We start from the raw sequence: 20,956 nt of genomic DNA, 5'->3' as shown, positions 1-20,956 counted from the left end.
CGCCTCGCCCTTCGAGGCCCCTGTGGGCCACCTCAGGGTGAGCCTGATCTGTGGGCATTGCCGCCCATAATCAGAGTGCAGTGTCAGGTGTGCCCAAGGAAAGCCGGACTCCCCCCATCCTCATGGTGAGGTGGGAGGCCTGAGCTTGTCGAAGGGCGACCCTCGAACCACGAGGATGGCCCTGACTGCGAACGATCAACCCTTGCGAATAATGAAGCGATGACCGCTGTCGGTCTTCTCGCTTGTGAGCAAGGTATGGCCTTGCTCGTTGCAGAGATGGGGAATGTCGATAACAGCAAGCGGGTCCGTCGTCTCCACCGTCAAAACCGCGCCGCTCGACATGCCGCGCAGGCGCTTTTCCGTTTTGATCGCCGGATACGGGCATTTCAGCCCGCGCAGATCGTAAACCGCGTTGGTCGGGCTATTCACTCTTGGCCCAGAACTTCCAGAAGGGCGGCTTCTTGGCCGGCTCGGTCTGTGCGGTTTCGACGGGCGGGGGTGCATAGGCGAGCGGATTGACCATGGGGTTTGCCGTCGGGATCGGCACGTTCACCGGCACGGCCGTGGCGACCACGGGGCCGCCGGCCGGAGCCGCCGGCTGCGCGGCAAGGCCGTTACCGGCCACGCGGATGCTTGCGGTCGTCGGATTGGCGACGGTGGTGCCGCGGGCAACCTGCTGTGCCGACTGATTGGACATCATCGTCTCCAGATCGGCCACTTTCATCATCTTGCCGGCCGCAAGCGCGGTGCCGGTCGGGGCATAGGCGAGATCGTGGCCCTTGCGCTGCTTGGCGACGATAGCCTTGCGTTCGGCTTCGGTCGGGTCATACCAGGCCATGCCGTCATATTTCTTCAGAGCGGCGCTGTAGTCGGCGTCATACTGCTTGTCGTGGCTCAGCAGCGCGGTCTGCAGGGCCGGCGGGGTGGTCATGACGGGGCATTTGCCACCGGCGTTGAAGGGGCCGGTGGCCTGCTGGTTGAAGACGTATTTCTTCTCGCAGACCTCAACTTCCGGCGGACGCTTCGTCACTTCGAAATTGTCGTAGCCGACCTTCAGCATCTTCCAGAATTCGATATTGGGGCTGAGGCGATGCTTGACCATGTTTTCCGCGGTCATGCGGAAGGGGAAGGCCTCGAGTTGGATCGCCTTCTGGCCGCCTTTGAACGCGTCGCGCGCGAAGGCATAGATTTCCAGCACCTGCTGGTCGGTCATCGAATAGCAGCCCGATGACGAGCAGGCGCCATGGATCATCAGATTGGCGCCGCTGCGTCCATTGGCCGCGTCATAACGGTTCGGAAAACCGGTGTTGATGGCGAGATAATATTTGGAATTCGGATTGAGGTTGGCCGGCGTCAGCATGTAGAAGCCTTCCGGCGCTTGCCGGTCGCCTTCCTTCACCTTCGGGCCAAGACGGCCAGACCAGGCGCAGATCTTGTAATCGGCGATGACCTCGAAGCGATTGCTCTGGTTCGCCTTGAGGATCTCCATCACGCCTTCTTCCTTGAAGATGCGGATCATGATCGGCGAATTGCGGTCCATGCCCTTTTTCGTCATGTCGGCAAGGATGTGGCTCGGAAGCGGCTGCTCGACCTTGTTTTTCACCGTCGACAGATCGACCGACGCGGATTCCAGCGTGTCGTTACAGCCGGCGAGAGCCAGCGCCATCAGGGAAACATAGGCGAGGTGACGGAAGCGCATTCTGACTTAGCCCATAGACACGAAGAGCGGCTGCACGATCTGTTTCGCCGCCCCCAATCGAAACATGAAACAGAATCATAGACGGCTTATACTTGACAATTCCTTACCAGCCTATGACGCGCCCGCGGCATGGCCGCAAGCTTTTCTTTGTCATAAGCGTTTCGATAACAAGAATGTGGCCAAGATTTGGCCTCATTCCCGTTTTGAGAGATCACGAGTCTCTAACTGAAGTTAGAGATTGCGACCCATATTGAGGAATTTCTGGCGGCGGTCGCTGCGCAATTGTTCGCCCGAACGGCTGGAAAGTTCGCCGAGCGCGTTGGAAATCATGTCGCCCGTCGCCGCAATCACGGTCTGCGGATCGCGATGCGCGCCGCCGAGCGGTTCGGGGATAATGCCATCGATGATGCCGAGCCCCCTCAGATCCTCGGCCGTGATTTTCATATTGGTGGCGGCTTCCTTGGCACGGGTGGAATCGCGCCAGAGGATCGAGGCGGCACCTTCGGGTGAAATCACGCTGTAGATCGAATGTTCGAGCATATAGACGCGGTTGCCGGTGGCAATCGCGATTGCGCCGCCCGACCCGCCTTCGCCGATGACGACCGAGATGATCGGCACCTTGACGCCCAGGCACATTTCCGTGGAGCGGGCAATTGCTTCCGCCTGGCCGCGCTCTTCGGCGCCGACGCCGGGATAGGCGCCGGCCGTGTCGACCAGGGTAACAACCGGCAATCCGAAGCGATCGGCCATTTCCAGGATGCGGATCGCCTTGCGGTAGCCCTCGGGACGGGCGCTGCCGAAATTGTGCTTCAGGCGCGTCTTGGTGTCATTGCCCTTTTCCTGGCCGATGATGGCGATCGGCTGGCCGCGGAAACGGGCAAAGCCCGCTTGGATGGCGGCATCCTCGGAAAACTTGCGGTCGCCGGCGAGCGGCGTGAATTCCGTAAACAGCGCGCCGGCATAATCGACGAAATGCGGGCGCTGCGGATGACGGGCGACCTGCGTCTTCTGCCAGGCATTGAGCTTCGAATAGATATCGGCCATGGCTTCGCGGACGCGAATTTCGAGCCGGCCGACTTCGTCGGACGTATCGATGCTCTCGTCTTCGCTTGCCAGTTTCTTCAGCTCGTGAATCTTGCCTTCGAGATCCGAGATGGGTTTTTCGAAGTCGAGATAATTGTGCATGAGGTGCGTTTCCGATCCTTTTGCCCGTGACGAGAGACGGCACGTATAGCCTGTGTGCCGGTCCTATTCCCGTTTTTTGGCCTGTTTGGCAAGGGGGTGATGCGTTTGCACCAGTTGGTGAAGCCGTTCTTCCAGCACATGTGTGTAGATTTGTGTGGTCGAAATGTCGGAATGGCCAAGAAGTTCCTGCACCACACGGAGGTCCGCGCCATTGGCGAGCAAGTGGCTGGCGAAGGCATGGCGCATGACATGCGGTGAGATCAACGAGGGCGTCAGCCCGGCGCGAATGGCAAGATCCTTCAAATCCCGCGCAAAGACCTGGCGCGGCAGATAGCCCTGCTTGGAGGCCGCGGGGAAGAGCCATGGGCTTTCTGGAGCGGGCTGCTTGGCCTTTGCCGCCTCCAGCGCCTGTCGGCGGCCATAGGTCTTCAGCGCAGCGATCGCCGATTGCGACAGCGGCACCAGCCGCTCCTTGTTGCCCTTGCCGCGGATCATCAGGAAGCGCCCTTCCTGGTCCAGGACTTTCGCCGGCAGGGAAACGAGTTCGCTGACGCGCATGCCGGTGGCATAGAGCAGCTCCAGCAGAACCAGCATGCGCAGACGCTGCAATTGATCGGGACCTTCGACGGCAGCTTCGTGTTCGGCTTGGGCGAGAAGGCGCGTCACCTCGTCGACACCCATGGTCTTCGGCAGGGCGCGGCCTTTTTTCGGCGCGTCGAGAATGCCGGTGGGATCATCGGTGCGCAGACCCTCGGCATAGAGAAATTTATAGAACTGGCGCATGGCCGACAGGCGGCGGGCCTGCGACGAAGGCTTGAAGCCCTGGCGGGAAAGACCGGAGAGATAGGCGCCGAGATCGTTCGATGTCGCTTCCGTCAGGCGGACATTGCGCTCGGACAAAAAGGAATGGAGATCGTCGAGGTCGCGCTCGTAGGACTGCAGCGTGTTGACCGCCGCGCCGCGTTCGGCGCTCATCATTTCGAGGAAGGCTTCCATATGGACGCGGCCCAGGTCCTTCACGGCAAACTCCGCGCTCACGGCTTCACCGAACCGGTCGCCGGCGGGTTGACGCGCTCAGACGGTATGCGGATCGTCACATCACGCGGCTGCGGATCGACGAAGAGCACAAGGGCCCACATTGCTCCATAGACCGATCCGGCGATCACCGCACAGATGACAAGGAAGCGAAACAGGGTCGGCATTCAGAAACTCTCCTCGTCCCAATCATTGGTCCGACGCTATACTGTAATCATATCCGACAAGCGTTAGCCGAAGGATATTGCAGACATGTTTATGTTGCGGCGTCTTGACGCTACAGGCGCATTTGACGATACCGTTTCCAAACAAATTGTGAATGGGCCGATGAGTGAACAAGTACTGACTCTTGCAGAAAGCCTTAGAGACAGAGCGCGTGCCGCATTGGGTACGCGCAATCTTGTCCTCGTCGGGTTGATGGGGGCCGGAAAATCCTCGGTCGGCCGGCTGGTCGCGCATCAGCTCGGCATTCCCTTCGTCGATACGGATATCGAGATCGAGCGCGTGTCGCGCATGACGATCGCCGAGCTGTTCGAGGCCTACGGCGAAGACGAATTCCGGGCGCTGGAGACGCGGGTGATCAAGCGGCTGCTTAAGGGCGGCCCTCGCGTCGTTTCCACCGGCGGCGGCGCCTTCATCAACGACCGCACGCGCCGGCACGTCAAACGCAGCGGCCTGTCGGTCTGGCTGAAGGCCGATCTCGACGTGCTCTGGGAGCGGGTCAACAAGCGCGATACGCGACCGCTGCTTAAAACCGAAAATCCGAAGCAGACCCTCGAAAAGCTGATGAATGCGCGCTATCCGATCTATGCGGAAGCCGATCTCACGGTTTTGTCCCGCGATGTGGGCAAGGAAGTCATGGTCAAGGAAGTCCTTGCTGCCATCGTCGAGGGGAAAGAAGAAAGCAAGACACCATGAATGCGATCCCATCGGCATCGGCCGAGCGTCTCGTCCGCGTGCCCCTCGGCGAGCGCGCCTATGACATTCTGATCGGCCCTGGCCTGATTGCGCGCGCCGGCAAGGAAATCGCAGCAAGGCTGAAGGGCCGCAGAGCGGCTGTCATTACGGACGAAAATGTCGCGCCGCTCTATCTCGATGCCCTGATTGCGAGCCTTCAAGAAGCCGGTATTCAGCCGTCGAAGCTGGTGCTGCCGGCCGGCGAGAAGACCAAGAGCTTCGAGCATCTGATGGCCGTCTGCGATGCCGTGCTGACCGCCCGTGTCGAGCGCAACGATGCCGTCATCGCGCTTGGTGGCGGCGTGATCGGCGATCTCGCCGGCTTTGCTGCCGGCATCGTGCGCCGCGGCGTTCGTTTCGTGCAGGTGCCGACATCGCTGCTGTCGCAGGTGGATTCTTCTGTCGGCGGCAAGACCGGCATCAACACCCATCACGGCAAGAACCTTGTCGGCGTCTTCCACCAGCCCGATCTCGTGCTCGCCGACACCGACGTGCTGAATACGCTCAGCGAACGCGAATTCCGCGCTGGCTATGCCGAGGTTGCCAAATACGGCCTGATCGACAAGCCGGATTTCTTCGCCTGGCTGGAGGCCAACTGGAAAGAGGTGTTCTCCGGCGGCGAGGCGCGAATAGAGGCGATTGCTGCGAGCTGCCAGGCAAAATCCGACGTCGTCGTTGCCGACGAGCGCGAAAACGGTCCGCGGGCGCTGCTCAATCTCGGCCACACCTTTGGCCATGCGTTGGAGGCGGCCACCGCCTATGACAGCCGGCGGCTGGTGCATGGCGAGGGTGTTTCGATCGGCATGGTGCTGGCGCACGAGTTTTCTTCGCGCCTCAATCTGGCGAGCCCCGACGACGCGAACCGAGTCGAGACGCACCTGAAGGCGGTCGGCCTGCCGACGCGGATGGGCGACATTCCGGGCGAGCTGCCGCCGGCCGAGGTACTGATGGACGCGATCGCCCAGGACAAGAAGGTCAAGAGCGGCGAGCTAACCTTCATCCTGACCCGCGGCATCGGGCAATCCTTCGTCGCCGATGACGTTCCTTCCTCCGAAGTTCTCAGTTTCCTAAGGGAAAAACATCCGCAATGACGGTCGAAAGCACCCTGGCTGTTCTGTGGGAATATTGGCCCGAGATCATCTCGATCATCGCGCTGGTGCTGCTTTCGGCCTTTTTCGCCGGCTCGGAGACGGCGCTGACGGCGGCTTCGCGTAGTCGCATCCACACGTTGGAAGCCAACGGCGACAGCCGCGCCGGCATCGTGCGGCTGCTGATCGAGCGTCGCGACCGGTTGATCGGCGCGCTGCTGATCGGCAACAATCTCGCCAACATTCTGTCGTCGTCGCTTGCGACCAGCTTGTTCCTCGGCCTGTTCGGCAACTCCGGCGTAGCGATCGCCACCGCCGCCATGACGGTCATCCTCGTCATTTTCGCCGAGGTTCTGCCGAAGAGCTGGGCCATAGCGACGCCGGACCGCTTCGCGCTGAATGTCGCCGGTGCGATACGTCTCTTCGTCATCGTCGTCGGGCCGGTGTCGAGCGTCGTCAACGCCATCGTGCGTCAGATCCTAAGCATCTTTGGCGTCAATCTCTCCAGGGAAGTGTCAATGCTGTCGGCGTATGACGAGCTGCGCGGCGCCGTCGATCTGCTGCATCGCGAGGGTTCGGTGGTCAAGGCGGACCGCGACCGGCTGGGCGGTGTGCTCGATCTCGGCGAGCTGGAGCTCTCCGACATCATGGTCCATCGCACGGCAATGCGCGCCATCAATGCCGACGATCCGCCGGAAGTCGTGGTGCGGGCCATTCTCGACAGCCCCTACACGCGCATGCCGCTCTGGCGCGGTACGATCGACAATATCATCGGCGTCGTGCACGCCAAGGATCTGTTGAGGGCGCTGGCGGAGCGGAATGTCGAGCCGGAAAACCTCGATATCGTCAAGATCGCCCAGAAGCCCTGGTTCGTGCCCGACAGCACCAATCTTGAAGATCAGCTCAATGCCTTCTTGCGCCGCAAGCAGCATTTCGCCGTCGTCGTCGACGAATATGGCGAAGTGCAGGGCATCGTCACCCTGGAGGATATTCTGGAGGAGATCGTCGGCGATATTGCCGACGAGCACGATCTCGATATTCAGGGCGTGCGGCAGGAGGCCGATGGTTCGATCGTCGTCGATGGCGTCGTGCCGATTCGCGATCTGAACCGCGCCCTCGATTGGGATCTGCCGGACGAGGAGGCAACGACGATCGCCGGCCTCGTCATTCACGAATCAATGACCATTCCGGAAGAGCGCCAGGCGTTCACCTTCTACGGCAAGCGCTTCATCGTCATGAAGCGGGAGAAGAACCGCATCACCAAGATCAGGATCAGGCCAGCGGAAACGGAAGAGGGGAAGCCGGAGTAGCTGGTTACCACCGCACCGCTTCGCCCGGTGCTGCCGGCTCCACGGCCAGGGCATGGAGGCCGGCATCGAGTTCCGGCTTCAAAAGCTCGGTTATTGCCCTATGGCGGGCAAGGCGTGTCATGCCGGCGAACTTGGCGGAGACGATGCGAACCCTTATATGAGTTTCGCCCGTTCCGGTCATATCGGGCTGATGGCCGGCATGCATATGGCTTTCGTTAATGACAGCGAGACGCTCGGGCGCGAAGGCGTCGTTGAGCTTTTTCTCAATGCGGGATTGAAGCGTCGTTTCCATATTCCCGCCGTCACCTCGTTCGCGAAAAAGGTTTCACAAAGCCTGCAACATTCCCATTTGTCAATTCTTGTTGTGGGGTGGCTGAGGCCCCATAATTAGGGCGCCATGAGACTCGATTCAAAATATTTCGATCGCATTCGAACCCGCCGCAAGCGCGAGCCGGAGGCCGAACAGGCTCCGCCGACGTGCCAATGGGACGGCTGCGACAAAAAGGGTACGCATCGTGCGCCGGTCGGGCGCAATGCGGAAGGGCAGTTCTTTTTGTTCTGCTTCGAGCACGTCAAAGATTACAACAAGGGCTACAATTATTTCTCCGGCCTCTCGGACGGTGAGATCGCGCGTTACCAGAAGGAAGCCATCACCGGTCATCGCCCGACCTGGACCGTCGGCGTCAACAAGTCGGCGCGCAACAGCCCGCTGCAATCCGACATCCGCTCCGGTTCCTATTCCCGCGTTCGCGATCCCTTCGGTTTCGTCAAGGACGGGCAGGGGCAGGGACGCGGTCCGCGCTTCCCCCAGGAGCGCAAGTTGAAGACGCTCGAGGCGAAAGCCTTCGACACGATGGGGCTGGGTGCCAATGCCACAAGCGCCGAGATCAAGAGCCGTTACAAGGAGCTGGTGAAAAAGCACCATCCGGACGCCAACGGCGGCGATCGCGGCTCGGAGGAACGGTTTCGCGCGGTCATTCAGGCCTATCAATTGTTGAAGCAAAACGGTTTTTGTTAATTCCTGTCCTTGCTCTCCGTCTTCAATCAGGTATGGTCCAAATCGGCTGAGGCCGCAGGCGACTGCGGCAAGGTGCGCTTTTGGCTGGCTGCACCTCGGCCAACTTTCCGGGCGCGGCGTTTCTTGTCCGGGACTCAGTTCCAGAATGCTCGTAAGCGATCATTTCATCGCGCCGAGGTTTCGCTTCAGTCCCGGAGAAGTATCGCCGATGTCCCGAACGGACGGATGCGGACAATAAGCTGCGGCGTCACGGATGAAAAAAGCTGAGATTGATATGGCTGGGTGACAGTCGCCCGCCTTGGAGACATGATGAGCAAGATTGACCTTGATATTTCCGAGCTTCCCGACACTACCGTTTCGGTCCGTGAAGTCTTTGGAATCGATTCCGATATCCGCGTTCCGGCGTACAGCAAGGGCGATGCCTATGTGCCCGACCTCGATACCGACTATCTGTTCGATCGCGAGACGACGCTCGCCATCCTCGCCGGCTTTGCCCATAACCGCCGCGTGATGATCTCCGGCTATCACGGCACCGGCAAGTCCTCGCATATCGAGCAAGTCGCAGCCCGCCTCAACTGGCCGTGCGTGCGTATCAACCTCGACAGCCATGTCAGCCGTATCGACCTCGTCGGCAAGGATGCCATCGTCGTCAAGGACGGCCTGCAGGTCACCGAATTCAAGGACGGCATTCTGCCCTGGGCCTATCAGCACAATGTCGCGCTCGTCTTCGACGAATACGATGCCGGCCGCCCGGATGTCATGTTCGTCATCCAGCGCGTGCTGGAATCGTCCGGCCGCCTGACGCTGCTCGACCAGAGCCGTGTTATCCGTCCTCACCCGGCCTTCCGCCTGTTTGCGACCGCCAACACCATCGGTCTCGGCGATACGACCGGCCTCTATCACGGCACGCAGCAGATCAACCAGGCGCAGATGGACCGCTGGTCGATCGTGACGACGCTGAACTACCTGCCGCACAACAACGAAGTCGATATCGTACTGGCGAAGGTAAAGTCTTTCCGCACGGAGAAAGGACGCGATACCGTGTCCAAGATGGTGCGCGTCGCCGATTTGACCCGCGCGGCCTTCATGAACGGCGATCTTTCCACCGTCATGAGCCCGCGTACGGTCATCACCTGGGCGGAAAATGCGGAAATCTTCGGCGATGTCGCCTTTGCCTTCCGTGTGACCTTCCTCAACAAGTGCGATGAGCTGGAGCGGCCGCTGGTCGCCGAGCAATATCAGCGCGCTTTCGGCGTCGAGCTGAAGGAAAGCGCCGCCAACATCGTGCTCGAAGCCTAAGAGAAGAGCCAGCAAGTCATGGCAGGTCGCGGAGACAATTCCAAAGCGAAGCCGGGCGCTCCGGTGGACATGGAGCCGTTGCGTCGGGCGATTACCGGCTGTGTGCGCTCGATCGCCGGCGATGCCGAGGTCGAAGTGGCCTTCGCCAACGAACGCCCGGGGATGACGGGCGAGCGCATTCGCCTGCCGGAGCTTTCGAAGCGGCCGACGGTGCATGAGCTGGCGGTGACGCGCGGCCTTGGCGATTCCATGGCGCTGAGGCTTGCCTGCCACGACGCCCGCGTCCACGCCACCATGGCGCCGCAGGGCGCCGAGGCGCGCTCCATCTTCGACGCTGTCGAACAGGCGCGCGTGGAATCGATCGGCGCGCTGCGCATGAGTGGCATGGCCGCGAACCTCAATTCGATGAATTCGGAGAAATACGCCAAGGCGAATTTCTCCGGTATCGAGCGGCAGGAAGACGCGCCGATCGGCGAGGCCATGGCGATGATCGTGCGCGAGAAGCTGACGGGTCAGCGGCCGCCGGAAAGCGCCGGCAAGGTGCTCGACCTCTGGCGTCCTTTCATCGAGGACAAGACCGGCGGCGAACTCGACAATCTGCTTTCTGCCATCAACGACCAGCAGAGCTTCGCCCGCGTCGTCCGCAATATGCTCACGGCCATGGACATGGCCGAGGAATACGGCGACGAGGACATGGAGCCGGATTCCGATGAGGAGTCTGCCGAGGAGGACAAGCCGAGCGGCGAAGATCAGGATGATCAGGACGTCGAGAGCGACGACGGTTCCGACTCCGCGCCCGCCGAGGACAGCGAAGCTTCCGATGAGCAGATGGACGACGGCGAGATGGATGGCGCCGAAATCTCCGACGACGACATGAGCGAAGAGGGCGAAGAGGATTCGGAGACTCCGGGAGAGACCCGCCGTCCGAATACGCCCTTCGCCGACTTCAACGAAAAGGTCGACTACCACGTCTTCACCGAGGAGTTCGACGAGACGACCACGGCGCAGGAACTCTGCGACACGGTGGAGCTCGAGCGCCTGCGTGCCTTCCTCGACAAGCAGCTCGCGCATCTTCAGGGCGCCGTAGGGCGGCTGGCGAACCGCCTGCAGCGCCGGTTGATGGCGCAGCAGAACCGCGCCTGGGATTTCGACCTGGAAGAGGGCTATCTCGATCCGGCGCGCCTGACGCGCCTGATCATCGATCCGATGCAGGCGCTCTCCTTCAAGATGGAGCGCGACACGCAATTCCGCGATACGGTCGTGACTCTGCTGATCGACAATTCCGGTTCGATGCGCGGCCGGCCGATTACCGTCGCCGCGACCTGCGCTGATATTCTGGCGCGCACGCTGGAACGCTGTGGCGTCAAGGTCGAAATCCTCGGCTTTACCACCAAGGCCTGGAAGGGCGGACAGGCACGTGAGAAATGGCTCGCCGGCGGCAAGCCGCAGACGCCCGGCCGGCTCAACGATCTCCGCCACATCATCTACAAATCGGCCGACGAGCCCTACCGACGGGCGAGAACCAATCTCGGCCTGATGATGCGCGAAGGCCTGCTCAAGGAAAATATCGACGGCGAGGCGCTGATCTGGGCCCATAACCGCCTGCTCGGCCGCCGCGAGCAGCGCCGCATCCTGATGATGATCTCGGACGGCGCGCCGGTCGATGATTCGACGCTGTCGGTTAATCCGGGCAACTATCTGGAGCGGCACCTGCGCGCCGTGATCGAGCAGATCGAGACGCGGTCGCCCGTGGAGCTGCTGGCAATCGGCATTGGCCATGATGTCACGCGCTATTATCGCCGCGCCGTGACGATCGTCGATGCCGACGAGTTGGCTGGCGCCATGACCGAACAGCTCGCGTCGCTGTTTGAGGATCAGGCCAGCCTGCCGCGTATGCGTCGCGCAAGCTGAACAGCCTATAGTCCAACCTGTATCGGCCTTCCGGCCGGTGCTTCCGCCGATTTTCCGCCTAGAGCTGTTCATCGCTTCACGGAATCGCTGAACTGCTCCATCTCTTTGTTTTCACGCAATTCCGGACGGAAAACCGCTACGCACTTTTCCTGGAATTGCTCTAGTTGCAAGGCCCCGTGAGAGCCCATGAAACGCCTTTGCCGCGCGACCATGCTTGTGATGCTGCTCGCCGGCTGCGGCTCTATGGATACGTCGGAAGGTGGGCCGGCGGAAATACACGCGACGGCGATAACGGCATTCAAGCCCGGTTCCGAACAGACACGGTTCGGTGCGCTCGAATTTCTCGGCGGTCTTGAACTCAGCTCCGGCAACGCACTTCTCGGCGCCCTCTCCGCCATCCGCTTCCGTCCTGATCAGCGTCATTTCGTTTCGGTCCTGGATACCGGTCATTGGCTGACGGGGGCCATCGAGCGCGATGAGGACGGCAGGCTGAGGCGCATTGTCGATGCCCACATCATGCCGATGATCGATCGCTTCGGCGAGACGGATGCCGGCAAAGGCGCGATGGATGCGGAAGGGCTGGCGCTGCGGGGAAACCATGTGCTCGTCAGCTATGAGCAGAATCATCGCGTCGACACCTATCCCGATCCTGGTTTCGAGACTTCTCCGCCCGACGGCAGCGTTCCGATCCTGATTCCGAAGAAACTATTGCGCGGCAACCGCAGCCTGGAAGCCCTGATGATTGCACCGCAATCGAGCCCGCTTGCGGGAGCAGCGGTGATCGTCGCGGAGCGCAGCCTGGACGATCAGGGGAACATGCTGGCGGCGATTCTGGACGGACCGTTGAAGGGCCGCTTTACCGTGCGCCATTATGACGATTTCGATGCCAGCGACGGTGTTTTCCTACCCGACGGCGATCTACTGCTGCTGGAGCGGCGCTTCGATCTGGCGCACGGTATCGGCGTACGTATCCGCCGCATCGCGGGCGGCGACATCAAGCCGGGCGCGGTCGTCGACGGCAACGTCATCTTCCAAGCAGGGTCCAATCTTCAGATCGACAATATGGAAGGGCTGGACGCCTTCCGGGCTGCCGATGGTACGATCCACTTGATCATGGTCTCCGACGACAACCATTCGATCCTGCAGCGAAGCCTAATGCTGGAATTCCGGCTGAGGGATGATACGGCAGTCAGCATGAAATAGCGGCCCGCGCCTTTGACCTGGTTCCTCAGGACATCCCGGCATTCATCGTGAAGACGGTGCGCCGCGCGCTGTCATCCTCCGGCCATGCCCGTTCGACGTCGGAGAGGGGAACGGGCTTTGCTGCGACCGTGAAGCCAGCCGAAGTGGTTGCCCGCAACAGCTCGCCGACGGCCTGGATGAGCCGGTCGACCGATATACTGCCGATGCCGCTGCCCATCAGCTCGATTGCGGAAGAACGCAGCACCGCGCTCGGCAATGTTATATCCGCCCCGCTGCTGGAACCGATCTGCACGAATCGCAGGGGCACGGCATCTCGGCCGAATTTGGCGGCGGCGATCAGGAGGCGTTCGGCGCTTCTCCCCCAGAGGTAGTCGATGACGACGTCTACGCCCTCGGCGAATTGTTGCTTGAAGGTCTCCTCCAGAGCGGCGTCGTTTTCCACCAGGGGGATCGTCACATCGGCGCCAATCGCCGCGAGCGAGCGTAGGGTGTCGATGTTGCGGCCGGTGGCGATCACCTTGCTTGCGCCGAGATGTTTGGCGATCTGTACGGCGAGGCGGCCGGCGGTGCCGGTGGCGCCGTTGATCAGTACGGTCTCGCCGGCCTTGAGTTTGGCGCGTTCGGTATAGGCGGCCCAGGAGGACATGCCGGGATTGGCAATGGCGGCAGCGGTGATGTCGTCGATATCGTCGGGCATGGCTATGCAATGGGCCGGGGACACCACGGCGTGTTCCGCCATGCTGCCGAACGGCGCTTTCGGCACGACGAAATAGACCCGACGTCCGTCGTCAAGCCGGCCCACGCCGTCGATGCCGACGACAAAGGGGAGCTGGCCGTGCGAGCTGTAGTGCTTGCCTGAGGCCCGGCCCTTGACGACATGGCTGATGGCAGCGGCGGTAACGGTGACGCGAACCTCACCCGCCGAAATCTCCGTAAACGGGCGCGTGCCCTGCTTCCCTGACGATTGCAGCTTTCATGACATTTATCCTTTTGGATTTCGATGATACGTGTATAATGCACATATATGGGGAGTCAGGAATGTCGTCAACAAAAAAAGTGCAAAATACACATATTGCCGATCAACTGCGCCAACTGCATGGGGCGGTTCTCGATATCGTCGCGGTGATAAATCGACCGCAGCGCGATGAAGTGCTGATCAAGGAGGCGGGAATTCCGCTGGACCGGGCACTATTTCCGTTGCTTGTCGGTATCGAGCGGTTCGGGCCGATCGGCGTGGTGGAAATGGCCGATCGCGTCGGGCGGGATTACACCACCGTCAGCCGCCAGGTCGCAAAGCTGGAAAGCCTCGGGCTGGTCGAGCGAAAGGGGAGTGCTGCCGACCGTCGTGTCCGTGAGGCCGTCATCACCGAAAAAGGCAAGGCGATGACCGATCTGGTCGACGCGGCGCGCGAAAGGATCGGGCGCGCCATCTTCGAAAGCTGGAATCCGGACGAGATCGACGAATTGGTGCGGCTTATGCGCAAATTCGCCGATGCGGTGAAGGAAGAGCCGCCGGTCGTTCCTCGCTTGTGACGAAGCCTTGATCGCCGCGAGCTCGGGCGAGCGCAATCGTGCTCGTGCTCGTGATGAGGTGGCGGGGCGGATGCTCGCCGCCGCCATCGAAGGGGGCATCGATACCGCCCCGAATCGCGATGAACTTGGGTGGGAGGTCTTGAGGATAGAACTTGGCGATCTCGTCCGCGCCTATCTGTGGCACCGCCAGCAAATGGCTTGAGATAGGGTAAAAGATGTCGATGGGCGAGGCCGCATGAAAAGAGCCGGGAGGAGTTTCGGTCGCTCCGGCCGCCTTAATTCAGGTGCTTGCGGTCACTCGTGCCTGCCGCTGCGACATCGGCTTCAACACGTTCATCAGCGCGCCATAGGGCAGCAGCATGACCAAGCCGACGGTCATCTTCACCGAGAAATCGCCGATCGCCCAGGAAATCCAGCGCGGCGCCGAGGTCGAGAAAGTGCCGAGAATTGGCGCCCAGTCGATTGCGAAGGGATCGTTGGGGCCGAAGAAGACGAAGAAGGGCGCGAAGGCGAAGGAGAAGAACATCACCGTGTCCAGCATCGAGCCGATCAGCGAACCGAACAGCGGCGCGCGCCACCAGGCCATACGGCGCAGGCGGTTGAAGACCGAGATATCGAGAAGCTGGCCAGCGAGATAGGCTGAGCCGGAGGCGATCGCGATACGCGGCTGTGCGGTGAAGAAAGATAGCGTAACGCCGACGACGAAGCCGGCGAAGACCACCTTGCGCGCGGCCTTCGGCCCGAACTGGCGGTTGGTCAGGTCGGTGATCAGGAAGGCGACGGGATAGGTGAAAGCGCCCCAGGTCAGGATGTCGGCGAGATTGATACCGGCGAGCTCAGCCTGCAGCGGATACTGCACGAGGATGTTGGAGGCGACGACGACGAGCGTCATCAGCAGAACGTAGACAAGCGTATAGCGTGACGTCAGCATTTTTTTATCCTGGGTGATGCCACCAGTTCGAGGAACAAACCGGGCATGGAAAAAGGCTTGTCCGGAGGTTATCCGTGCAAGCCTTTCAGCCCGTATTATTTCTAGAAGCGCGGAAGCTTAGGCTGCTACGGCAGCAGCTTCAGCGGTCTTCTTGACGATCTGGCGACGCAGCAGGCGGGCGCGCATGCTGAGCTCGTTTTCGCTTGCCTTGATCAGGAAAGCGTCGAGACCGCCGCGATGCTCGACCGAGCGGAGTGCTGCAGCGGAAACGCGCAGACGATAACGCTGGCCAAGAACGTCAGAAATCAGCGTGACCTGGCAGAGGTTCGGCAGGAACCGACGCTTGGTCTTGTTGTTGGCGTGGCTGACATTGTTGCCCACGAGGACGGCCTTGCCGGTCAATTCGCACATGCGGGACATAGTACACCTACTTTTGTTTTTCTTGGCCATCGGATAGTCATCCCGGGCAAAACCCGGCGCGCAATCCAACAGGCCATAATTGGAAAGTTGCGGTTCTATAGTCAGAGCGACCGGCTACGTCAAGCCAAACCTTGAGCTTTCCCGCAATTCCGTCAAAAAGCTGCTGTTTTCTGATTGTCGCAGCAAGGGCATAAAGCGCCTATATATGCTGTCTGCTCTTTGTTGAAGGCTTTGGTCATGGTTCATTTTGGAAGGTGGCTTTTTGTTTCGGCCCTGCTGGCGTCGATGCCCTTGGCGGCATCGGCCGAGGAACTGCGGCATGAAACACAGTATCGCGTGTCGCTCGCCGGTTTTCCGATCGCGAGGGCGGATTTCAAGACCGAGGTCAAGGATAAGCAGTTTACCATCCGGGGCGATATTACGTCGGCGGGCCTCGCCGATCTCGTCACGTCGATCGATGCGAAAACCGATGTGACCGGCACCGTCGGCGATAACAAGCTGCAGGCGACGCATTACACGCTCTATTACAAGAGCGGAAAGAAGGAACGCACCTATGATGTCGCCTATACCGACGGCAATGTGACGTCGAATACGATCACGCCGGAGCCGAAGCGGCCGCAAAGCTGGATTCCGCTCAGCAACGGAGATCTGCACTCGGTACTCGATCCGATTTCCGGCATGATCTTTCCGGCGACCGCCAATCTCAACTTCTGCAATCAGACCTTGCCTGTCTTCGACGGCGAGATGCGCATGGATCTGAAACTGTCGCCGAAGGGATCGCACCCGTTTTCGACGGATGGTTTCAAGGGTAAGACGATTGCCTGTGGTGTACGCTTCACGCCGAAGAGCGGCTATAAGGGAACGCGCAAGGATTATCTCTATCTCGCCAAGAGCGACGGCATGGAGATCTGGTTTGCCAAGGCCGATGCCATGAATGTATATGCGCCTGTCTATGTCCGTATCCCGACGCAATACGGGACGGTGACGATTACTGCCGTGAAATACGGCAGCTAGCGGGCTTTCGATGCAGAAGCAGCCCGCGGTGACAGACTGGGGGCCGACTTGAAGTTTCGCGCAACATTGACGGGATTTGCGGCCATCGTGATGTGGTCGTTTCTGGCGTTGCTGACGGTGGCATCGGGTAAGATGCCGCCGTTTCAATTGCTTGCCGTCTGTTTCGCCATCGGCAGCATTCCCGGCATCGTTGTTCTCGCAGTGAGGCCGGAGCGCCTGCAGTTGCTGCGCCAGCCGGCCAAGGTCTGGATCACCGGCATCGCCGGGCTGTTCGGCTATCATTTCCTCTATTTCACCGCGCTGCGCCATGCGCCGGCGGTCGAGGCGGGGCTGATCGCCTATCTCTGGCCACTGTTGATCGTGGTCGGCTCAGCGCTCCTGCCGGGCGAGCGGCTGCGCTGGTACCATATCGTCGGCGCGCTGATGGGTCTTGCCGGCACGGTGCTGATCGTCGGCCGCAACGGGTTTCACTTCGAGGGAGCCCATGCCATCGGCTACGGTGCGGCATTTCTCTGCGCCTTCACCTGGTCCGGCTATTCGTTGATCACCCGCCGATTCGAGGCGGTATCGACCGATGTCGTCACTATCTTCTGTCTGGCGACATCAGCCCTTTCCTTCGTCTGCCATCTTGGCCTGGAGGATACGATCTGGCCGGAAGCGGCGTCGCAATGGATTGCGGTATTCGGGCTCGGGCTTTTTCCGGTAGGCGCTGCCTTCTATGCCTGGGATTACGGCGTCAAAAACGGCGATATCCAGATTCTCGGCGCGGCGAGCTATGCTGCACCGCTGCTCTCGACGCTGATCCTCACTTTGTTCGGCTTTGCCGAACCTAGCTGGAGCATCGCGCTTGCCTGCATTCTGGTCACCGGCGGGGCGGTGCTGGCAGCGCACAGGATGATCCTGCGCCGGGACAATACCGGCCCGGCACAGGCGGAAGCGGCGCAATAGCTCCGCTCCGGTCGTTGCCGCCTATTCCTTGAAGACTTTTTGCAGGAATGCGATCAGCGACGGCCGCCAGACATCCATCTCATGCCCGAGGTCCGGGTATTCTTGATAGTCGTGTTTGATTTTCTTCTCTTCGAGCATCGCCTTCAGGCCGGCGACGTCCTTGCCGACGACCTGGTCCTTGCTTCCAACCGTCACCGTGAAGTTGCGTAGCTTGTTGACCTTGTCAGGGCCGCTCAAGGCTGCGTCAACGGCCTTGTTCGACACGGTGGTCGTGCTCACCCCGCTGAAGGTCGCGACCCAGCCGAAGGTGCCGAGATGCGAGAGGCCGGAAACGAGCGCCTGGTATCCGCCCTGCGACAGGCCTGCGACCGCACGTCCGTCAGCATCGCTGCGCACCTGGTAATGGTTTTTCATATAGGGGATGAGATCCTCGATGAGTTCTCGATCCGCTGCTTCGGCATTTGCCGGATAGAAGTTTTTCCGGCGTTCGGCGGCGGGGAAATTCTCCGCAACCGCATCCGGCACGTCGGTTTCCGTGTCCGGAATGACGACGATCATCGGCTCGATCTTCTTTTCCGCCAGCAGATTGTCGAGAATCTGGGGTGCCCGTCCCTGCGCAATCCAGGATGCGGCCGTGTCGCCGAAGCCGTGATAGAGATAGAGCACGGGTAGTGGCTTCGTCGGATTGCTATAGCCGGGCGGTGTGTAGACATACATCTGGCGCTCCGAATCGAGCGCTTTGGAATGTAGTGTCACCAATCGCAGGTCGCCGTGCGGAACATTGCGAATATCGAGGATGCTGCCGGGCACGAGGATGAGGCTGGTATTCACCTGCCGCTGCGGCTTGGGCGAATTTGTGCCGGGATCGATGCTGCGAAAGCCGTCGACGTTGAAATAGTATTCATAGAGGTTGGGCTTCATCGGCTCGGTTTTGGCAGCCCATATGCCGTCATCGCCGCGTTGCAGCGCGATCGGATCGTGCGAGCCGAGAACGACGGTGACGGCTTTTGCCGAAGGAGCGTAGAGGCGGAAGGTGATCGATCCGTCTTTGCCGACGGAGGTGACGAATTCCTTCAGCGGACGTTCCGCCGGCGGTGCGGCGGGAGCGTCAAGGGCAGCGGCGGGAAGGCTCATGACACAGCCCGCCAAAACAAACACGGGGAACAACAAGCGCACGAAAAAATCTCCTCCACATCAACCAATTTCTCTCTCCCCGTGTAAAGCTGCGGCAGCGTGAAGGTTTTTCAAGGCGGCTGCGCGCAAAGCAGCCACCTTGGGTCGTACGCGATATCAATGAACGGGAAAAGCTCAGTCTGATGAAGGCTTCCAGCCGGGAGCGGCCATTTCGAAGCTGGAAAATTCGAAGCCCGGCGCGACCGTGCAGCCGACGAGGGTGAAATCGCCGAGAGTTTCGGCCGCCTGCCACCAATCGGCGGGGATGATCGCCTGCGGACGCTCGCCTTTTGCAAGGTCGACGCCGAGGACGATCGTCTCGCTCGTTTTGCCGTCGGCGGAGCGATACAGCGCAAGCGGTGCGCCGGCATAGTAGTGCCAGACCTCCGCGGCGTCGCGCACCCGATGCCAATGCGAGCGTTCGCCCGCCTGTAGCAGATAGTAGATCGCGGTCGAATGGCCGCGGTTGCCGCCATGCTCGTCGCGGAACGTCTGTACATACCAGCCGCCTTCCGGATGCGGCTGCATGGAAAGTGCCTCGATGATCTCTTCCGGCCGCATCAGAAATTGTCTTTGCGCTTGCGGATTTCGGCAAAGACTTCCTCGTTGCTGCGGCTTTCCATCAGCAGATTCCTGCGGATCGATGGATCGGCGGCGCGCAGGAAGGGATTGGTTTCTTTCTCCAGCGCGAGCGTCGTCGGAATGGTGAATTTGCCTTCGGCCCTCAGCGCCTCGATATCGGCGGCGCGCGCCTTCAGCCTTTCATTGTCGGGATCGATGGTAACGGCAAAGCGGGCGTTGGACAGCGTATATTCATGGCCGAAATAGATTGCCGTTTCGTCCGGCAATACGGCAAGCTTCTGCAGGGATGCCCACATATCCGCCGCCGGCCGCTCGAACAGCCGGCCGCAGCCGAGCGCAAAGAGCGTGTCGGCGGCAAAAAGCAGCTTGTCATCCTCGAAGTGGTAACAGACATGACCAGCCGTATGGCCCGGTGTCTCGATGACGTTGACGGTATGATCACCGAACTCGAAGGTGTCACCGTCGCTGACGGCGCGGTCGAGGCCGGGAATGGCGACTGCTTCATTGATCGGGCCGATGATTTCGCAGCCGAATTGCTCCTTCAGCGCCAGATTGCCCTCGACGTGATCGGTGTGGTGATGGGTGGTGAGGATGTGGGTAATCGTCCAGCCCCGACGCTTGGCGGCTGCCAGGATAGGCTCTGCTTCAGGCGCGTCGATCGACGCCGTGTAGCCGCTTTCTGGATCATGGACGAGCACGCCGAAATTGTCTGAGCGGCAGATAAATACCTCTAATTCCAAGGGTTTCATGGTCGAAATAGTCCTTATCGATGCGCTTGAATCGGAATGTAGGCGGTTCGGCCTTGAAGTCCAACGGGTGGCTGATAACATTTGTGGCGATGCACGCCGATATCGTCGATCTCCGCCAATTCTATCATTCCGAGCTTGGGCGCTTGGCCGAGCAGTCTATCGCCATGGCGCTTTCCTCGATCTGGTCGCGGCTGCCGGAAGAACGGCTTGTCGGCCTTGGCTATGCCGTTCCCTATCTCGATCGTTTCCGCGCCGACACCGAACGCACTTTCGCCTTCATGCCGGCCGGGCAGGGCGCCGTGAACTGGCCGGTGGATTCGGTTTCGGCGACAGCATTGATCTTCGACGAGGAATTGCCGCTGCCGGACAGTTCCATCGACCGGGTTCTGATGGTGCATTCGCTGGAATTCGCCGAAAGCCCGCGCGAGACGCTGAAGGAGCTTTGGCGAGTGCTGGCGCCTGGCGGCCGGCTCGTCATCGTCGTGCCGAACCGCACGGGCGTATGGGCGCGCATGGAGCATACACCCTTCGGCTCCGGCCGGCCCTATTCGCGAGGGCAGCTTACTTCACTGCTGCGAGAGACCAACTTTACGCCGGGTGCGACCGCCGAGGCGCTGTTCTTTCCGCCCTCGAAGCTGCGCACCGTCCTGCGGCTCAGACGCGCCTTCGAACGGATCGGGCGTACGCTCTGGCCGGCTTTTTCCGGCGTCATCATCGTCGAGGCGCAGAAGCGGCTTTACCAGGGCCTGCCGGTCGCCGTCCGCGCCTCGCGCCGCGTCTTCGTGCCGGTGCTGGCGCCGCGCGGCATACCGACGACGCGCGACGGTGCATGAGCAGGCTTGCCAACTGGCAAACACTCGACAAATTCGTCAATCCGCATTAATGCCACGAGATGTCTAAA

General features: G+C 60.8%; 24 protein-coding genes. 12 read left to right on the top strand and 12 right to left on the bottom strand.

The genetic code is table 11. The features are described from left to right. Positions 1-195 precede the first annotated feature (195 nt). From QA648_RS14710 to QA648_RS14690, 5 genes are all read right to left on the bottom strand, one after another. Positions 196-429 (bottom strand): sulfurtransferase TusA family protein, encoded by a 234-nt coding sequence (locus tag QA648_RS14710; RefSeq protein ID WP_283047718.1) that lies wholly within the window; start codon positions 427-429, stop codon positions 196-198. After that, a complete protein-coding gene (locus QA648_RS14705) occupies positions 422-1,699 on the bottom strand; it encodes a murein L,D-transpeptidase family protein (protein ID WP_283047717.1) in 1,278 nt (425 codons plus the stop codon). The genes QA648_RS14710 and QA648_RS14705 overlap by 8 nt, the downstream gene beginning before the upstream one ends. A 231-nt stretch (positions 1,700-1,930) precedes the next feature. After that, on the bottom strand, positions 1,931-2,884 hold the full coding sequence (locus QA648_RS14700; RefSeq protein ID WP_104824547.1) for an acetyl-CoA carboxylase carboxyltransferase subunit alpha: 954 nt from the start codon (positions 2,882-2,884) through the stop codon (positions 1,931-1,933). Positions 2,885-2,947: 63 nt separating this feature from the next. Next, the gene (xerD, locus tag QA648_RS14695; RefSeq protein ID WP_283047714.1) at positions 2,948-3,904 is read right to left on the bottom strand and encodes a site-specific tyrosine recombinase XerD; all 957 of its coding nucleotides are present in this window, start codon (positions 3,902-3,904) and stop codon (positions 2,948-2,950) included. A gap of 14 nt (positions 3,905-3,918) precedes the next feature. Continuing rightward, complete coding sequence (locus QA648_RS14690; RefSeq protein ID WP_028754795.1) at positions 3,919-4,086, bottom strand: hypothetical protein; 168 nt, start codon at positions 4,084-4,086, stop codon at positions 3,919-3,921. A gap of 160 nt (positions 4,087-4,246) precedes the next feature. Here QA648_RS14690 and QA648_RS14685 point away from each other — a divergent pair, with 160 nt between their 5' ends. From QA648_RS14685 to QA648_RS14675, 3 genes are read left to right on the top strand one after another with little or no spacing between them, the layout of a single operon-like run. Beyond that, complete coding sequence (locus QA648_RS14685; RefSeq protein WP_283047712.1) at positions 4,247-4,837, top strand: shikimate kinase; 591 nt, start codon at positions 4,247-4,249, stop codon at positions 4,835-4,837. Continuing rightward, positions 4,834-5,967 carry a 3-dehydroquinate synthase gene (gene aroB, locus QA648_RS14680; protein ID WP_283047711.1) on the top strand — a complete coding sequence of 378 codons (1,134 nt, stop codon included), beginning with the start codon at positions 4,834-4,836 and terminating at the stop codon, positions 5,965-5,967. The genes QA648_RS14685 and aroB overlap by 4 nt, the downstream gene beginning before the upstream one ends. Continuing rightward, positions 5,964-7,274, top strand: coding sequence for an HlyC/CorC family transporter (locus tag QA648_RS14675; RefSeq protein WP_104824544.1), 1,311 nt, complete (start codon positions 5,964-5,966; stop codon positions 7,272-7,274). Before aroB ends, QA648_RS14675 begins: the two co-directional genes overlap by 4 nt. Positions 7,275-7,278: 4 nt before the next feature. Here the strand turns inward: QA648_RS14675 and QA648_RS14670 are convergent, their stop codons facing one another. Further along, complete coding sequence (locus QA648_RS14670) at positions 7,279-7,566, bottom strand: BolA family protein (RefSeq protein WP_104824543.1); 288 nt, start codon at positions 7,564-7,566, stop codon at positions 7,279-7,281. A gap of 105 nt (positions 7,567-7,671) precedes the next feature. Here QA648_RS14670 and QA648_RS14665 point away from each other — a divergent pair, with 105 nt between their 5' ends. From QA648_RS14665 to QA648_RS14650, 4 genes are all read left to right on the top strand, one after another. After that, on the top strand, positions 7,672-8,292 hold the full coding sequence (locus QA648_RS14665; protein WP_104824542.1) for a J domain-containing protein: 621 nt from the start codon (positions 7,672-7,674) through the stop codon (positions 8,290-8,292). A gap of 309 nt (positions 8,293-8,601) precedes the next feature. After that, positions 8,602-9,591, top strand: coding sequence for a cobaltochelatase subunit CobS (gene cobS, locus QA648_RS14660; RefSeq protein WP_104824541.1), 990 nt, complete (start codon positions 8,602-8,604; stop codon positions 9,589-9,591). Positions 9,592-9,609: 18 nt separating this feature from the next. Further along, complete coding sequence (gene cobT / locus QA648_RS14655) at positions 9,610-11,502, top strand: cobaltochelatase subunit CobT (protein ID WP_283047707.1); 1,893 nt, start codon at positions 9,610-9,612, stop codon at positions 11,500-11,502. Positions 11,503-11,688: 186 nt separating this feature from the next. Next, positions 11,689-12,705: an esterase-like activity of phytase family protein gene (locus QA648_RS14650; protein ID WP_283047706.1), complete on the top strand. Its 1,017-nt coding sequence runs from the start codon at positions 11,689-11,691 to the stop codon at positions 12,703-12,705. 25 nt (positions 12,706-12,730) lie between these two features. Here the strand turns inward: QA648_RS14650 and QA648_RS14645 are convergent, their stop codons facing one another. Beyond that, positions 12,731-13,507, bottom strand: coding sequence for a zinc-binding alcohol dehydrogenase family protein (locus tag QA648_RS14645; RefSeq protein WP_283047704.1), 777 nt, complete (start codon positions 13,505-13,507; stop codon positions 12,731-12,733). Between the two features lie 236 nt (positions 13,508-13,743). Between QA648_RS14645 and QA648_RS14640 the strand changes: the two genes are divergently transcribed. Then, on the top strand, positions 13,744-14,238 hold the full coding sequence (locus QA648_RS14640; RefSeq protein ID WP_283047702.1) for a MarR family winged helix-turn-helix transcriptional regulator: 495 nt from the start codon (positions 13,744-13,746) through the stop codon (positions 14,236-14,238). A 7-nt stretch (positions 14,239-14,245) separates the two neighbouring features. Further along, positions 14,246-14,440, top strand: coding sequence for a hypothetical protein (locus tag QA648_RS14635; protein WP_283047700.1), 195 nt, complete (start codon positions 14,246-14,248; stop codon positions 14,438-14,440). A 78-nt stretch (positions 14,441-14,518) separates the two neighbouring features. On the opposite strand, the gene QA648_RS14630 is transcribed toward QA648_RS14635, so the two are convergent. Both QA648_RS14630 and rpmB read right to left on the bottom strand, forming a co-directional pair. Next, positions 14,519-15,169, bottom strand: a complete 651-nt coding sequence (locus QA648_RS14630; RefSeq protein WP_283047698.1) for a queuosine precursor transporter — start codon at positions 15,167-15,169, stop codon at positions 14,519-14,521. 117 nt (positions 15,170-15,286) lie between these two features. Then, entirely contained in the window at positions 15,287-15,589 is a 303-nt protein-coding gene (gene rpmB, locus QA648_RS14625) for a 50S ribosomal protein L28 (RefSeq protein WP_104824537.1), read from the bottom strand. A 237-nt stretch (positions 15,590-15,826) separates the two neighbouring features. On the opposite strand from rpmB, the gene QA648_RS14620 reads away from it, so the two are divergent. After that, the gene (locus QA648_RS14620; protein ID WP_283047695.1) at positions 15,827-16,603 is read left to right on the top strand and encodes a DUF3108 domain-containing protein; all 777 of its coding nucleotides are present in this window, start codon (positions 15,827-15,829) and stop codon (positions 16,601-16,603) included. 48 nt (positions 16,604-16,651) lie between these two features. Further along, positions 16,652-17,551 (top strand): EamA family transporter, encoded by a 900-nt coding sequence (locus QA648_RS14615; RefSeq protein WP_283047694.1) that lies wholly within the window; start codon positions 16,652-16,654, stop codon positions 17,549-17,551. A gap of 21 nt (positions 17,552-17,572) precedes the next feature. Here QA648_RS14615 and QA648_RS14610 read toward each other — a convergent pair whose 3' ends face one another. From QA648_RS14610 to gloB, 3 genes are all read right to left on the bottom strand, one after another. Further along, entirely contained in the window at positions 17,573-18,685 is a 1,113-nt protein-coding gene (locus tag QA648_RS14610; RefSeq protein ID WP_283047692.1) for an esterase, read from the bottom strand. Positions 18,686-18,859: 174 nt separating this feature from the next. Then, positions 18,860-19,285: a cupin domain-containing protein gene (locus QA648_RS14605; protein WP_104824533.1), complete on the bottom strand. Its 426-nt coding sequence runs from the start codon at positions 19,283-19,285 to the stop codon at positions 18,860-18,862. After that, positions 19,285-20,055 carry a hydroxyacylglutathione hydrolase gene (gene gloB / locus QA648_RS14600; RefSeq protein ID WP_104824532.1) on the bottom strand — a complete coding sequence of 257 codons (771 nt, stop codon included), beginning with the start codon at positions 20,053-20,055 and terminating at the stop codon, positions 19,285-19,287. Before gloB ends, QA648_RS14605 begins: the two co-directional genes overlap by 1 nt. Positions 20,056-20,108: 53 nt before the next feature. Here gloB and QA648_RS14595 point away from each other — a divergent pair, with 53 nt between their 5' ends. Next, the gene (locus QA648_RS14595; RefSeq protein WP_104825233.1) at positions 20,109-20,888 is read left to right on the top strand and encodes a class I SAM-dependent methyltransferase; all 780 of its coding nucleotides are present in this window, start codon (positions 20,109-20,111) and stop codon (positions 20,886-20,888) included. Positions 20,889-20,956 lie beyond the last annotated feature (68 nt).

The sequence above is a fragment of the Rhizobium sp. CB3171 genome (assembly GCF_029714265.1).
Classification (GTDB): Bacteria; Pseudomonadota; Alphaproteobacteria; order Rhizobiales; family Rhizobiaceae; genus Rhizobium.
The sequence above is the reverse complement of the archived record's forward strand: the minus strand, read 5'-3'. Positions and strand labels throughout refer to the sequence as shown.